This window comes from Burkholderia pseudomultivorans (assembly GCF_902499075.1).
GTDB classification, from domain to species: Bacteria; Pseudomonadota; Gammaproteobacteria; order Burkholderiales; family Burkholderiaceae; genus Burkholderia; species Burkholderia pseudomultivorans.
The window spans coordinates 55846-70346 of record NZ_CABVPP010000038.1; the positions used below are offsets into that span (position 1 = coordinate 55846).

Below are 14501 nucleotides of genomic sequence, written 5' to 3' on the forward strand. Positions count from 1 at the left end.
CGGCGCAGGCGAGGCCTGATCAGACAAAACGGACGGAGACACTCATGGCAGCAGACCTTGGCGTGGGGGCGCTGATCGCGCCCGAGAACGGACTGTCGTACGTGCGCGGCGCGACCGACGTGCCGCTGTCGGAGGCGACGATCGGCCGATTCCTGCTCGATACGGCGGCGCGCTTTCCCGACCGGCCGGCCGTCGTGTTTCGCGAGCAGCAGGTGCGCTGGACCTGGCGCGAGTTCGCGCACGAGGTCGACGTGCTTGCAGCGGGGCTCGCCGCGCTCGGCATCGCGAAGGGCGACCGCGTCGGCATCTGGTCGCCGAACCGCAGCGAATGGCTGCTCACGCAGTTCGCGACCGCGCGGATCGGCGCGATCCTCGTCAACATCAATCCCGCCTACCGGCTCGCGGAACTCGAATACGCGCTGAACAAGGTCGGCTGCAAGGCGATGATCGCCGCCGAGCGCTTCAAGACGTCCGCGTATGTCGAGATGCTGCAGACCCTCGCGCCGGAACTCGCGACCGCGACGCCGGGCGACCTGCACGCGGCGCGCGTGCCGAGCCTGCGCATGGTCGTGTCGATGGGCGACGTCGCGCCAGCCGGCATGTTCCGCTTCGCGGACGTGATGGCGCGCGGCCGCGAAGCGGTCGATGCGGCCGCGCTCGATGCGCTCGGCGCGACGCTCGCGTCGACCGATCCGATCAATATCCAGTTCACGAGCGGCACGACCGGCAGCCCGAAGGGCGCGACGCTCACGCATCGCAACGTCGTCAACAACGCGCGCTCGATCGCGATGGCGATGCGTTTCAGCGAGCAGGACGCGCTGTGCATTCCGGTGCCGCTGTATCACTGCTTCGGCATGGTGCTGGCCGTGCTCGCGTGCGTGTCGAAGGGCGCGGCGATGGTGTTTCCGGGCGAGGCGTTCGACCCGGTCGCGACGCTCGCGGCGGTGTCGGAGGAGCGCTGCACCGCGCTGCACGGCGTGCCAACGATGTTCATCGCGGAACTCGATCATCCGGAGTTCGCGAAGTTCGACCTGTCGACGCTGCGCACCGGGATCATGGCCGGCTCGCCGTGTCCGATCGAGACGATGAAGCGCGTCGTGTCGCAGATGCATCTGTCGGAGATCACGATCGCGTACGGGATGACCGAGACGAGCCCCGTGTCGTTCCAGAGCTCGACCGACGATCCGCTGGAGAAGCGCACGACGACGGTCGGCCGCATCCAGCCGCATCTCGAAGTGAAGATCGTCGACCCGAGCGGCGAGATCGTGCCGGTCGGCGCGACCGGCGAGCTGTGCACGAAGGGCTATTCGGTGATGCTCGGCTACTGGGACGACGATGCGAAGACGCGCGAAGTGCTGGTCGACGGCTGGATGCATACGGGTGACCTCGCGACGCTCGACGCGGACGGCTACTGCAATATCGTCGGCCGGCTGAAGGACATGGTGATTCGCGGCGGCGAGAACGTGTATCCGCGCGAGATCGAGGAATTCCTGTTTCGGCATCCGAAGATTCAGAGCGCGCAGGTGTTCGGCGTGCCCGATCCGAAATACGGCGAGGAGCTGTGCGCGTGGATCGTGCTGCGCGCGGACGAGCAGATGACCGAGGACGACGTGCGCGCGTTCTGCCAGGGGCAGATTGCCCACTACAAGATCCCGCGCTATGTCCGCTTCGTCGACGAGCTGCCGATGACGGTGACGGGCAAGATCCAGAAGTTCGTGATGCGCGAGCGGATGATCGACGAGCTGAAGCTCGACGTGCAGAAGACGGCCTGACGGTTCGGCGAACGAAGAACGCGGCGCCCCGACGAGGGGCTGCCGCGTTTTCTAAGGACGAAAAAAAGCGGGCTTATTAGCCCGCTAAAAACCACACGCTACGGGGTTAGCGCGAGGAGACCAAAGTTGAAACCGTGTCCGGCGGGGGAGCCGGAAACGACTCCAACAGGGATGCCCCTCGGAAGGGCTTCGGTACGTGACCGACTGGCTCGCAGCGCTTCGCGTCCGCTCACACTTGGCACACGAGACCGCATCCGTGTTGAAACCGTTGAGGCCATTGTGGGCGAATTAATGACCTGTCGCGGTAACAAAGTGTTTCAGGTTGTAACGCCCGCCAGACAAGGCTTTCCGGGATTTTTTGCAGTTTTCGGGATCCTGAAAAAGGTCATTTTTACCCATGTATTCGGCAGAGTTTTCATCGTATGCATACGGTGCGTTTTTCGCGCGTATCCGGCTCGATGAAGCGTTCATTTTCAGGCGAGAAAATGCGTCGAGATCGCGCATCGGCATGAGTCGATTCAATCGTCAGAAAGATTTTGAAACGTGCGCGCGATGCGCGGTAGTCGGCCAATCGGCCAAATGAAGCCGACTTTTCGTTCCGGTGCGATATCGACGGGCGTGCGACGGCGACCGGAACGGGGTCATGCCCGTTATCGGCCGTCGCCGCGCGGGCGGCATGCATCGCCTACTTCAGCCACTTGTCCGAGATCGCCTGGTATTCGCCGGTCGACAGCGCAAGGTGCAGCCACTGGTCGACGTACTGCTGGAACACGACGTCGCCGCGCGGCACCATGTACGCCTTCTCGCCGAACTGGAACGGCTTGTCCGGATGCACCGAGCACAGCCCCGGATTCAGCTTTTGCTGCAGCAGCGTCTCGGACGCATCCGTCACCATCACGTCCGCCTTGCCCGCGAGGATCTGCTTGAAGATCGTCACGTTGTCCGGATAGACGGTCAGGTTCGCATGCGTGAAATGCTGCTTCGCAAAACGCTCGTTGGTGCCGCCCGGGTTCACGATCACGCGCGTGTCGGGCCGGTCGATCTGCGCGACGGTCTGGTACTTGTCGGCGTCCGCGCAGCGCACGATCGCCGTCTTGCCGTCGACCACGTACGGCTGCGTGAAGAACGCGCGCTTCTGCCGCTCGAGTGTGGTCGATACGCCGCCGACCGCGATGTCGCACTTCGCCACGAAGTCGGCGGTCAGGTTCGGCCAGCTCGTCTTCACGTAGTCAGTCTTCACGCCGAGCGATTTCGCGAGCGATTCGGCCATGTCGATGTCGATGCCTTCGAAGCGGCCGTCCGCGCGGTAGTACGAGTACGGTTTGTAGTCGCCCGTCGTGCAGACGCGCAGCGTGCCGCGCGCGAGCACGTCGTCGAGCCGCGACGCGGCGGCGGGGCTGGCTGTCGCGGCCTGCGCATGCGCGGCGCCGCAGCAAAGCAGTGCGGCCGCGGCCGCAGCGATCGTCGCGAGTGTCTTCATCGGTCTCCTCCATGGTTCGGTTCGATAACAGCGTCCGATCATAACGGAGCCATCGCGCGCGTCATATGGCCGCCATCGCACCGGCATGCGCAGCCTGTGCGCGCCGCTCCGGTAAAATGCCGCTTTGCCTTCGCATCGTCGCTCTCACCGTGGCCCATAACCTGCTCAACGACACCTTCCTGCGTGCGCTTCTGCGCGAGCCGACCGACTACACGCCGATCTGGCTGATGCGCCAGGCCGGCCGCTATCTGCCCGAGTACAACGCGACGCGTGCGCGCGCCGGCAGCTTCCTCGGCCTCGCGAAGAATCCCGACTACGCGACCGAAGTGACGCTGCAGCCGCTCGAGCGCTTTCCGCTCGACGCCGCGATCCTGTTCTCGGACATCCTGACGATTCCCGACGCGATGGGCCTCGGCCTCGACTTCCAGGTCGGCGAAGGGCCGAAGTTCGCGCATCCGGTGCGCACCGAGGCCGACGTCGCGAAGCTCGCGGTGCCGGACATCGAGGAGACGCTCGGCTACGTGACCGGCGCCGTGCGCGAGATCCGCCGCGCGCTGACCGACGGCCAGGGCCGCCAGCGCGTGCCGCTGATCGGCTTCTCCGGCAGTCCGTGGACGCTCGCGTGCTACATGGTCGAAGGCGGCGGCTCGGACGACTTCCGTACGGTCAAGTCGATGGCGTATGCGCGCCCCGACCTGATGCACCGGATCCTCGACGTGAACGCGCAGGCGGTGGCCGCGTACCTGAACGCGCAGATCGAAGCGGGCGCGCAGGCCGTGATGATCTTCGACACATGGGGCGGCGCGCTGGCCGACGGTGCATACCAGCGCTATTCGCTCGACTACATCCGCCGCGTGGTCGCGCAGCTCAAGCGCGAGCACGATGGCGAGCGCGTACCGGTGATCACGTTCACGAAGGGCGGCGGGCTGTGGCTCGAGGAAATCGCGTCGACCGGCGTCGATGCGGTCGGGCTCGACTGGACGGTCAATGTCGGCGCCGCGCGCGAACGCGTCGCGGGGCGCGTGGCGCTGCAGGGCAACCTCGACCCGACGATCCTGTTCGCGCCGCCGGCCGTGGTGCGCGAACAGGCGCGCGCGGTGCTCGACAGCTACGGCAACCATCCGGGCCACGTGTTCAACCTCGGGCACGGCATTTCGCAGTTCACGCCGCCCGAACACGTCGCCGAACTCGTCGACGAGGTGCATCGCCACAGCCGCGCGATCCGTAGCGGAGCTGCCGGCTGAATGCAAGCGCGCTCATGCTGCGCTGCGGGATGAGCGCGTTGCGCGGCCGGTGCTAAACAGGGCGCAACCCCGCACCGGATGCCGATTCGATGCTTGTCAAGACTTGACTTATGCACATTTTCCACGTTGCAGCGCGGTAGAGCCCTGTGTCGGTCAATTTACCTCGCTATGATTCGGGAATTTGAATAGCAGCCTTATGGAATAAGGCTCCGCGGGGGCCCGTCGGAGACGGGCAAAAACGCCGCAAAGCACGGCCCCGCGCGCTCCGCGCGCCGCGGATGGCGAGTTCTCAACAAAGTTATCCACAGGCTGGGCAGCGTATTGCGGCGATTCCTAATGCGAATCCAAAACTTAGCGCCGAATCTGAAGTTTTACTTTAAGTTCGCCGCCGCGATGCGGACGCGCGCGCAGGCCGTCTGCGCGACACCCGTCCCGACCGGAGCGCGGTGATGGACGGCACCTATCTGCGGGTTGCACTCGACCATCCGCTCGCGACGCTGTTCGACTATCGCTGCGACGTGCAGCCGGCGCCCGTGCCGGGCACGCTCGTGCAGGTGCCGTTCGGCAGGCGGCAGGCCGTCGGCCTCGTCTGCGAAGTGACGACTCACACCGACGTGCCGCCGTCCCGGCTGCGCGCGATCGACGCCGTCTGCGCCGATCTGCCGCCGCTGTCGGCGGACTGGCTCGCGCTCGTGTCGTTCGCCGCCGACTACTACCAGCGCGGACGCGGCGAAGTGGCGCTGCCGGCGCTGCCGCAGGCACTGCGCGACGCCGGCCGCTGGGGGCGGCTGCTGGCGCCCGAGGTGCGCTACCGGCTGACCGAAGCCGGCCGCGCGGCGCTGCCTGATGCGCTGCCGGCGCGCGGAGCCGCGCTGCGGCGGCTCGCGCAGGCGCTGGCCGACGCCGATTCGCTGACGCTGCCCGATGCGCGCGCGCTGCATCCGAAGGCGGCCGCGACGCTCGACGACTGGGCGGCGCGCGGCTGGGTCGACATCGCGGAAATCGGCTGGGCCGACGCGGCTGTGCCCAAGTCTGTGGATAAGCTGTCGACAACCGGTGGACGAGCTGTGCCGCCGTCGCTCACCGACCAGCAGGCCGAGGCGCTCGACGCGATCCGCGCGGCGCAGGGCTTCGCGCCGTTCCTGCTGCACGGCGTGACGGGCAGCGGCAAGACCGAGGTCTATCTGCATGCGCTCGCGTCGCTGCTCGACGCGCGGCCCGACGCGCAGGCGCTGGTGCTGGTTCCCGAAATCAACCTGACGCCGCAGTTCGAGGCGGCGTTCCGCGCGCGCTTCGCGGGCGCGCTCGCCGACGACGCGATCGTCACGCTGCACAGCGGGCTGGCCGAAGGCGAGCGTGCGCGCAACTGGCTCGCCGCGCATACGGGCCGCGCGCGGATCGTGCTCGGCACGCGTCTCGCGGTGCTCGCGTCGCTGCCGACGCTCGCGCTGATCGTCGTCGACGAGGAGCACGAGCCGGCGTACAAGCAGCAGGAAGGGCTGCGCTATTCGGCGCGCGATCTCGCCGTGTGGCGCGCGAAGCAGCTCGACATCCCGGTCGTGCTCGGCTCCGCGACGCCGTCGCTCGAAAGCTGGTGGCAGGCCGAGCAGGGGCGCTACACGCGGCTCACGCTGTCGCGCCGCGCGGTGGCCGACGCGACGCTGCCGGCCGTGCGGCTGATCGATCTCGAGGAAGAGCGGCGGCGCGGGCGCGCGTCGATGGGCGGGCTGTCGGGGCCGCTGGTCGCGGCGCTGAAGGCGCGGCTCGAGCGCGGCGAGCAAAGTCTCGTGTTCCTGAACCGGCGCGGCTATGCGCCGCAGCTCGCGTGCGACGCGTGCGGCTGGGTCGCGGGCTGCCCGCGCTGCAGTGCGTACGTCGTGCTGCACAAGCCCGAGCACGCGCTGCGCTGCCACCACTGCGGCTGGGAGGCGCGCATTCCACGTTCCTGCCCCGAATGCGGGAACGTCGACATCGCGCCGCTCGGACGCGGCACGCAGCGCATCGAGGAATCGCTCGCCGACGTGGTGCCGGGCGCGCGCGTGCTGCGCATCGACGCGGACAGCACGCGCCGCAAGGGCAGCGCGCAGGCGCTGTTCTCCGACGTGCATGCGGGCGAAGTCGATATCCTGGTCGGCACGCAGATGATCGCGAAGGGGCACGACTTCCAGCGCGTGTCGCTGGTCGGCGTGCTCAATGCCGACACCGCGCTGTTCTCGCACGACTTCCGCGCGAGCGAGCGGCTGTTTGCGCAGCTGATGCAGGTCAGCGGCCGCGCAGGGCGTGCCGGGCTGCCGGGCGAGGTGCTGGTGCAGACGCGCTATCCGCGTCATGCGCTGTACCACGCGCTCGCGCGGCACGATTACGTCGGCTTCGCGAATTCGACGCTCGGCGAGCGCCGCGACGCGCACCTGCCGCCGTTCGTCTACCAGGCGCTGCTGCGCGCCGAAGCGCGCACGCTCGACGCGGCGCTCGCGTTCCTGCAGCAGGCCGCGGCCGCGTTGCCGGGGCTGCCGGGCGCCGATCGCGTGACGGTCTACGACGCGGTGCCGATGACGATCGTCAAGGTCGCGAACGTGCATCGCGCGCAACTGCTGCTCGAAAGCGCGTCGCGCGCCGCGCTGCAGCATGCGCTGCGTGCATGGCAGCCCGAACTGCGCGCGCTGAAGGGCGTGCTGCGCTGGAGCGTCGAGGTCGATCCGCTCGATATCTGATCCGAGCGACGCGAGCGCGCGTCGCTCAGCGCGTTGCGACGGCCGGGTTCGACGCCGCGCGGCGTGCGCGCCGCCATCCGTCGTCGCCGGTTTTCCGTCTGCCGTGCAGCCTGCGCCGACGTGCACAGTGCAACCGTTTTCATCGGCCGGCATCCGTCCCGACGGTTGCACACGCATGCCGAATGTGTCCGATCAGGGAAAACACCGATCCCCATACCGCGGGCAACCCCTAGGTTGCAACTCCGTAAGCCATTGATTATATTGATAAAACTGTTGGTGCAACCTGACTTGAAATTGGGTTGCACCTTTTTATTGCGTGCCGTAGGATTTCGCGCATCCTCTCACGTCATTTCGTCGGACTCGCGCCGGCACACGAACCCACCATGGCAAGCACCACCCTCGGCGTCAAAGTCGACGACCTTCTCCGCTCGCGCCTGAAAGACGCGGCCACGCGTCTCGAACGCACGCCCCACTGGCTGATCAAGCAGGCGATCTTCGCGTATCTCGAACGGATCGAGCACGGCCAGCTGCCGCCCGAACTGTCCGGCCACAGCGGCGTCGCGGATCTCGCCGACGGCCAGGCCGCGGACGGCGACGACGACAACTCGCCGCACCCGTTCCTCGAATTCGCGCAGAACGTGCAGCCGCAATCGGTGCTGCGCGCGGCGATCACGGCCGCGTATCGCCGTCCCGAACCGGAATGCGTGCCGTTCCTGCTCGGCCAGGCGCGGCTGCCCGCCAACCTGCAGGCGGACGTGCAGTCGCTCGCGACCCGGCTGGTCGAGGCGCTGCGCGAGAAAAGCTCGGGCGGCGGCGTCGAAGGGCTGATCCACGAGTTCTCGCTGTCGAGCCAGGAAGGCGTCGCGCTGATGTGCCTCGCCGAAGCGCTGCTGCGCATCCCCGATCGCGCGACGCGCGATGCGCTGATCCGCGACAAGATCAGCAAGGGCGACTGGCGCTCGCACGTCGGCCATGCGCCGTCGCTGTTCGTGAACGCGGCGACCTGGGGCCTGATGATCACCGGCAAGCTCGTGACGACCAACAGCGAAGCGGGCCTGTCGTCGGCGCTCACGCGCCTGATCGGCCGCGGCGGCGAGCCGCTGATCCGCAAGGGCGTCGACATGGCGATGCGCCTGATGGGCGAGCAGTTCGTCACCGGCGAGACGATTTCCGAAGCGCTGGCAAACAGCCGCAAGTACGAGGCGCGCGGGTTCCGCTACTCGTACGACATGCTCGGCGAAGCGGCGACGACCGAAGAGGACGCGCAGCGCTACTACGCGTCGTACGAGCAGGCAATCCACGCGATCGGCAAGGCGGCCGGCGGCCGCGGCATCTACGAAGGCCCCGGCATCTCGATCAAGCTGTCGGCGCTGCACGCGCGCTATTCGCGCTCGCAGCAGGACCGCACGATGAGCGAGCTGCTGCCGCGCGTGCGCGCGCTCGCGCTGCTCGCGCGCCGCTACGACATCGGCCTGAACATCGATGCGGAAGAAGCCGACCGGCTCGAGCTGTCGCTCGACCTGCTCGAAGCGCTGTGCTTCGATCCGGAGCTTGCCGGCTGGAACGGCATCGGCTTCGTCGTGCAGGGCTACCAGAAGCGCTGCCCGTTCGTGATCGACTACCTGATCGATCTCGCGCGCCGCAGCCGCCATCGCCTGATGATCCGCCTCGTGAAGGGCGCGTACTGGGATACCGAAATCAAGCGGGCGCAGGTCGACGGCCTCGAAGGCTATCCGGTCTACACGCGCAAGATCTACACGGACGTGTCGTACCTCGCGTGCGCGAAGAAGCTGCTCGCGGCGCCCGACGCGGTCTACCCGCAGTTCGCGACGCACAACGCGTACACGCTCGCCGCGATCTATCACCTGGCCGGCCAGAACTACTACCCGGGCCAGTACGAATTCCAGTGCCTGCACGGCATGGGCGAGCCGCTGTACGAGGAAGTGACGGGCCGCGACAAGCTGAACCGGCCGTGCCGCGTGTACGCGCCGGTCGGCACGCACGAGACGCTGCTCGCGTATCTGGTGCGCCGTCTGCTCGAAAACGGCGCGAACACGTCGTTCGTGAACCGCATCGCCGACAAGTCGGTCTCGGTGAAGGAGCTGGTTGCCGATCCGGTCGACGAGGCGTCGAAGGTCGTGCCGCTCGGCGCGCCGCACGCGAAGATCCCGCTGCCGCGCAACCTGTACGGCGACGAGCGTCCCAACTCGATGGGCCTCGACCTGTCGAACGAGCATCGCCTCGCGTCGCTGTCGTCCGCGCTGCTCGCGAGCGCACATCACCCGTGGCGCGCGGCGCCGATGCTGGCCGACGACGCGCTCGCCGACGCGCCGGCCCGCGACGTGCGCAATCCGGCGGACCAGCGCGACGTGGTCGGCACCGTCAGCGAGGCGACGGCCGAGCACGTGAGCGCGGCGCTCGCGCACGCGGTCGCGGCCGCGCCGATCTGGCAGGCGACGCCGGTCGATGCGCGCGCCGACTGCCTGGTGCGCGCAGCCGACCTGCTCGAAGCGCAGATGCACACGCTGATGGGCCTGATCGTGCGCGAAGCGGGCAAGTCGCTGCCGAACGCGATCGCCGAGATCCGCGAAGCGGTCGACTTCCTGCGCTACTACGCGGCGCAGATCCGCGGCGAATTCTCGAACGACACGCATCGTCCGCTCGGCCCGGTGGTCTGCATCAGCCCGTGGAACTTCCCGCTCGCGATCTTCATGGGCCAGGTCGCCGCCGCGCTGGCGGCCGGCAACACGGTGCTCGCGAAGCCGGCCGAGCAGACCCCGCTGATCGCCGCGCAGGCCGTGCGCCTGCTGCGCGAGGCCGGCGTGCCGGCCGGCGCGGTGCAACTGCTGCCGGGCGACGGCGAGACCGTCGGCGCGGCGCTGGTCGCCGATCCGCGCACGCGTGCGGTGATGTTCACGGGCTCGACCGAAGTCGCGCGCCTGATCAACAAGACGCTGTCCGCGCGCCTCGACCCGGACGGCAAGCCGATTCCGCTGATCGCCGAAACGGGCGGCCAGAACGCGATGATCGTCGATTCGTCGGCGCTCGCGGAGCAGGTCGTCGCGGACGTGATGCAGTCGTCGTTCGACTCGGCTGGTCAACGATGTTCGGCGCTGCGCGTTCTGTGTCTGCAGGACGATGTCGCGGACCGCACGCTGACGATGCTGAAGGGCGCGATGCAGGAGCTCACGCTCGGCAACCCGGACCGCCTGTCGACGGACGTCGGCCCGGTGATCGACGCCGACGCGAAGCGCACGATCGACGCGCACGTCGCGGCGATGAAGGACAAGGGCCACGCGGTCACGCAGCTGCCGGCGCCCGAGGCCTGCGCGCACGGCACGTTCGTGCCGCCGACGCTGATCGAGATCGGCAGCATCGACGAGCTGAAGCGCGAAGTGTTCGGCCCCGTGCTGCACGTGGTGCGCTATCGCCGCAGCCAGCTCGACAAGCTGCTCGAACAGATCCGCGCGACCGGCTACGGGCTGACGCTCGGCATCCACACGCGGATCGACGAGACGATCGCGCACGTGATTTCGCGCGCGCACGTCGGCAACATCTACGTGAACCGCAACGTGATCGGCGCGGTGGTCGGCGTGCAGCCGTTCGGCGGCGAAGGGCTGTCGGGCACGGGCCCGAAGGCCGGCGGCGCGCTGTACCTGCAGCGCCTGCTCGCGACGCGTCCGTCGGGCCTGCCGCGCTCGCTCGCGCAGACGCTGATCGCGGACGGCACGGTCGAGGGCGACCAGCGCCCGCATCCGGCGGCGGCGCTGACCGCGCTGCGCGACTGGCTGATCGAGCAGCGCGAGCCGGCGCTGGCCGCGCGCTGCGACGGCTATCTCGCGCAGGTGCCGGCCGGCGCGACCGCGGTGCTGACCGGGCCGACGGGCGAGCGAAACACGTATACACTCGGCCCGCGCGGCACGGTGCTGTGTGTCGCGGCGACGCCGTCCGGCGCGCGCGCGCAGTTCGCGGCGGTGCTGGCGACCGGCAACCGCGCGCTGTTCGCCGGCGCGGCGGGCGAGGCGCTGGCGGCCGCGCTGCCGGCCGCGCTGAAGGCGCACGCGGCGGTGCGCAAGCAGGCCGATGCGGCGTTCGACGCGGTGCTGTTCGAAGGCGACAGCGACGAGCTGCAGACGCTGGTGAAGGACGTCGCGCAGCGGCCGGGCCCGATCGTGTCGGTGCAGGGCGTGTCGGTGGGCGCGTTCGAGAACGGCGACGCGGAGGACTACGCGCTCGAGCGGCTGCTGACCGAGCGTTCGGTGAGCGTGAACACGGCCGCGGCGGGCGGCAATGCGAATTTGATGACGATCGGCTGACCATCCTTGCCGCTCGGATCAAACAAAGGAAGCGGCAAGGCGATCCCGAAGCCGCTCCACTTACCCTGGTACCAAGGAGATGCTATGCAACACACGATGAAAAAGCTGGCAGGCGCGACGTTCGTCGCGGTCATGTCGCTGGCGGGGACGGCTCATGCGGATGACGTGAAGATCGGTTACGCAGGGCCGATGACGGGCGCGCAGGCGCACTACGGCAAGGATATGCAGAACGGGATCGTGCTCGCGCTCGACGATTTCAACGCGACCAACCCGAAGATCGGCGGCAAGCCGGTGAAGTTCGTGCTCGACACGCAGGACGACCAGGCCGACCCGCGCACCGGCACGACGGTCGCGCAGAAGCTCGTCGACGACGGCATCAAGGGCATGCTCGGCCACTTCAACTCGGGCACGACGATCCCGGCCTCGCGCATCTACGCGAACGCGGGCATCCCGGAAATCGCGATGGCGACCGCGCCGGAGTACACGCAGCAAGGCTACAAGACGACCTTCCGGATGATGACGTCCGACACGCAGCAGGGCTCGGTGGCGGGCACCTTCGCGTCGAAGGATCTCGGCATGAAGAAGATCGCGATCGTCGACGACCGCACGGCCTACGGCCAGGGTCTCGCCGACCAGTTCGAGAAGGCCGCGAAGGCCGGCGGCGCGACGATCGTCGACCGCGAGTTCACGAACGACAAGGCGGTCGACTTCAAGGCGATCCTGACCAAGCTGAAGGCCGCGAAGCCGGACCTCGTCTACTACGGCGGCGCGGATTCGCAGGCCGCACCGATGGTCAAGCAGATGAAGGCGCTCGGCATCACGGCGCCGCTGATGAGCGGCGAAATGGTGAAGACGCCGACCTTCCTGAAGATCGCGGGCAACGCGGCCGAAGGCACGATCGCATCGCTGGCCGGCCTGCCGCTGGAAGAAATGCCGGGCGGCAAGTCTTACGCGGACAAGTACAAGAAGCGCTTCGGCGAAGACGTGCAGACCTACTCGCCGTACGCGTACGACGGCGCGATGGCGATGCTCAACGCGATGAAGAAGGCCGATTCGACCGATCCGGCGAAGTACCTGCCGGTGCTCGCGAAGACCGACATGGCGGGCGTCACGTCGACGCACGTCGCGTACGACGCGAAGGGCGACCTGAAGAACGGCGGCATCACGATGTACAAGGTCGAGAAGGGCGAGTGGAAGCCGCTGAAGAGCATCGGCGGCAAGTAAGCATTGCGCATGTTGCGGGCGGCGGCGATGTGCCGTCGTCCGGCATGCGGGTAAAAGCCATCGGGCCGTTCGGTCCGGTGGCTTTTTCGTCGGGGTCTCAGTCCGGCTGCTTGCGCAGCAGGAACTTCTGCAGCTTGCCGGTCGGCGTGCGCGGCAGCGCCTGCGCGAACCTGAACTCGCGCGGGATCTTGTACGCGGCGAGCCGCTCGCGGCAGAACGCGCGCAGCGCATCCGCGTCGGCCGCCGCGTTCGCGCGCATCACGACATGCGCGACGACCGTTTCTCCCCACTCGGGATGCGGGACGCCGACGACGGCCGCCTCGGCGATGTCCGGATGTGCGCCGAGCACGTCTTCCACTTCCTTCGAATAGACGTTTTCGCCGCCGGTCACGATCATGTCCTTCAGCCGGTCGACGATGAACAGATAGCCATCCTGATCGATGCGCGCGATGTCGCCGGTGCGGTACCAGCCGCCCGGCGCGAATGCGGCGCGCGTCGCGGCTGCGTCGTCGAGATAGCCGAGCATCATGCTGTCGGCCTTCAGCCAGATCTCGCCGGTTTCGCCGGGCTGCGCGTCGACGCCGTCGAGCCGCACCACGCGCAGGTCGACGCCCGGGCCGCCGTGCCGGCCGATCGAACCGGCCTTCGCGATCTGCTCGTCCGGATACAGCGTCGTGCCGGCCGGGCCCGTCTCCGTCATCCCGTACACCTGGAAGAACGCGTCGCTGCGGTACGCGCGCGCGAGCCGCTCGGCCTGCGCGGCGCCGATCGGGCCGCCGCCGTACAGCCATGCGCGCACGCTCGACAGGTCGAACGCGGCAAAGCCATCGATCGTGTCGAGCGGCAGCGTGTACGACACCGGCGCGCCGAAATACAGCGTGATGCGCTCGCGCTCGATCGCCTGCAGGAAGCGCAACGGATGGTATTCGCGCAGCAGCACGACGGTGCCGCCCGCGACCAGCGTGCCGCCGAACCAGTTGTTCAGCGGCGACGAATGCCAGATCGGCATCGCCATCAGCGTGCGCTCGTTGCGGCCGATGCCGATCGCGAGCGCCGCCGACATCGCCGCGAACGTCACCGTGCGATGGCTGTGCACGCAGCCCTTCGGGCGGCCGGTCGTGCCGGACGTGTAGAGGATCTGCGCGACGTCGCCGTCGGCGGGCTCGATGCCCGCAAGCCCGTCCATCGTCGCGCACATCGTGTCGAAGCCCGGCACGCCGTCGAGCTCGCCTTCGGTCACGAGCCGCCGCGCCGGGTGCACGATGCGTTCGACCACCGGCGCGAGCGCCACGTCGAACAGCAGCACCTTGCTGCGGCTGTGTTCGAGCACGTAGTCGACTTCCGGCGCCTGCAGCTTGTGGTTGATCGGCACGAACGCCGCGCCGAGCCGCCACGCGCCGAACATCAGGTCGACGAAGGCCGGCGTGTTGAAGCACATCGCGGCGACGCGGTCGCCGGCCGCGACGCCGAGCGCGCTCAGTACCGCGGCCGCGCGATGCGAGCGCTCGCGCGCGGCGGCATAGGTGATCGTCTCGGATTCGCTGACGAGGAACGGCTTGCCGGGCGTCGCGCGGGCGGCGCGGTCGAGGGCGGCGACGAGGTTCATCGGGGCTCCTGGGCGAAGGGGCGGCGCGGCGTCAGGCCGGGTAGGCGCGCTGCAGCAGCGCGGCGACGTCGAGCGCGCGCGGCTCGAAGCCGCCCGCGATGCGGCCCCAGTCCGGCGCGGCGAGCCGCGTCGCGACGAACGCGTCGGC

Annotated in this window: 8 protein-coding genes; 5 read left to right on the forward strand and 3 right to left on the reverse strand. The window is 68.5% G+C overall.

The features are described from left to right. The first annotated feature begins 44 nt into the window (after positions 1 to 44). Positions 45 to 1772 carry an AMP-binding protein gene (locus tag BST28156_RS22575; protein WP_174903403.1) on the forward strand — a complete coding sequence of 576 codons (1728 nt, stop codon included), beginning with the start codon at positions 45 to 47 and terminating at the stop codon, positions 1770 to 1772. A 415-nt stretch (positions 1773 to 2187) separates the two neighbouring features. Here BST28156_RS22575 and BST28156_RS22580 read toward each other — a convergent pair whose 3' ends face one another. Both BST28156_RS22580 and BST28156_RS22585 read right to left on the reverse strand, forming a co-directional pair. Further along, positions 2188 to 2454 (reverse strand): hypothetical protein, encoded by a 267-nt coding sequence (locus tag BST28156_RS22580; protein ID WP_174903404.1) that lies wholly within the window; start codon positions 2452 to 2454, stop codon positions 2188 to 2190. A gap of 3 nt (positions 2455 to 2457) precedes the next feature. Further along, the gene (locus tag BST28156_RS22585; protein WP_174903405.1) at positions 2458 to 3252 is read right to left on the reverse strand and encodes a transporter substrate-binding domain-containing protein; all 795 of its coding nucleotides are present in this window, start codon (positions 3250 to 3252) and stop codon (positions 2458 to 2460) included. A 149-nt stretch (positions 3253 to 3401) separates the two neighbouring features. On the opposite strand from BST28156_RS22585, the gene hemE reads away from it, so the two are divergent. The 4 genes from hemE (at position 3402) to BST28156_RS22605 (ending at position 12747) form a co-directional block, all read left to right on the forward strand. Then, complete coding sequence (gene hemE, locus BST28156_RS22590) at positions 3402 to 4496, forward strand: uroporphyrinogen decarboxylase (RefSeq protein ID WP_279611231.1); 1095 nt, start codon at positions 3402 to 3404, stop codon at positions 4494 to 4496. A 449-nt stretch (positions 4497 to 4945) separates the two neighbouring features. Further along, positions 4946 to 7207 carry a primosomal protein N' gene (locus tag BST28156_RS22595; protein ID WP_174903406.1) on the forward strand — a complete coding sequence of 754 codons (2262 nt, stop codon included), beginning with the start codon at positions 4946 to 4948 and terminating at the stop codon, positions 7205 to 7207. A gap of 383 nt (positions 7208 to 7590) precedes the next feature. Next, positions 7591 to 11523 carry a trifunctional transcriptional regulator/proline dehydrogenase/L-glutamate gamma-semialdehyde dehydrogenase gene (gene putA / locus BST28156_RS22600; protein WP_174903407.1) on the forward strand — a complete coding sequence of 1311 codons (3933 nt, stop codon included), beginning with the start codon at positions 7591 to 7593 and terminating at the stop codon, positions 11521 to 11523. A gap of 84 nt (positions 11524 to 11607) precedes the next feature. Next, complete coding sequence (locus tag BST28156_RS22605) at positions 11608 to 12747, forward strand: branched-chain amino acid ABC transporter substrate-binding protein (protein WP_174903408.1); 1140 nt, start codon at positions 11608 to 11610, stop codon at positions 12745 to 12747. Positions 12748 to 12844: 97 nt separating this feature from the next. On the opposite strand, the gene BST28156_RS22610 is transcribed toward BST28156_RS22605, so the two are convergent. Beyond that, positions 12845 to 14353: a class I adenylate-forming enzyme family protein gene (locus BST28156_RS22610; protein ID WP_174903409.1), complete on the reverse strand. Its 1509-nt coding sequence runs from the start codon at positions 14351 to 14353 to the stop codon at positions 12845 to 12847. Between the last annotated feature and the right edge of the window lie 148 nt (positions 14354 to 14501).

Bases quoted from the DNA above. Each gene is read 5' to 3' on its own strand.
- BST28156_RS22575 (WP_174903403.1), top strand. From the start codon at position 45: ATGGCAGCAGACCTTGGCGTGGGGGCGCTGATCGCGCCCGAGAACGGA.
- BST28156_RS22580 (WP_174903404.1), bottom strand. From the start codon at position 2,454: ATGCATGCCGCCCGCGCGGCGACGGCCGATAACGGGCATGACCCCGTT.
- BST28156_RS22585 (WP_174903405.1), bottom strand. From the start codon at position 3,252: ATGAAGACACTCGCGACGATCGCTGCGGCCGCGGCCGCACTGCTTTGC.
- BST28156_RS22595 (WP_174903406.1), top strand. From the start codon at position 4,946: ATGGACGGCACCTATCTGCGGGTTGCACTCGACCATCCGCTCGCGACG.
- putA (WP_174903407.1), top strand. From the start codon at position 7,591: ATGGCAAGCACCACCCTCGGCGTCAAAGTCGACGACCTTCTCCGCTCG.
- BST28156_RS22605 (WP_174903408.1), top strand. From the start codon at position 11,608: ATGCAACACACGATGAAAAAGCTGGCAGGCGCGACGTTCGTCGCGGTC.
- BST28156_RS22610 (WP_174903409.1), bottom strand. From the start codon at position 14,353: ATGAACCTCGTCGCCGCCCTCGACCGCGCCGCCCGCGCGACGCCCGGC.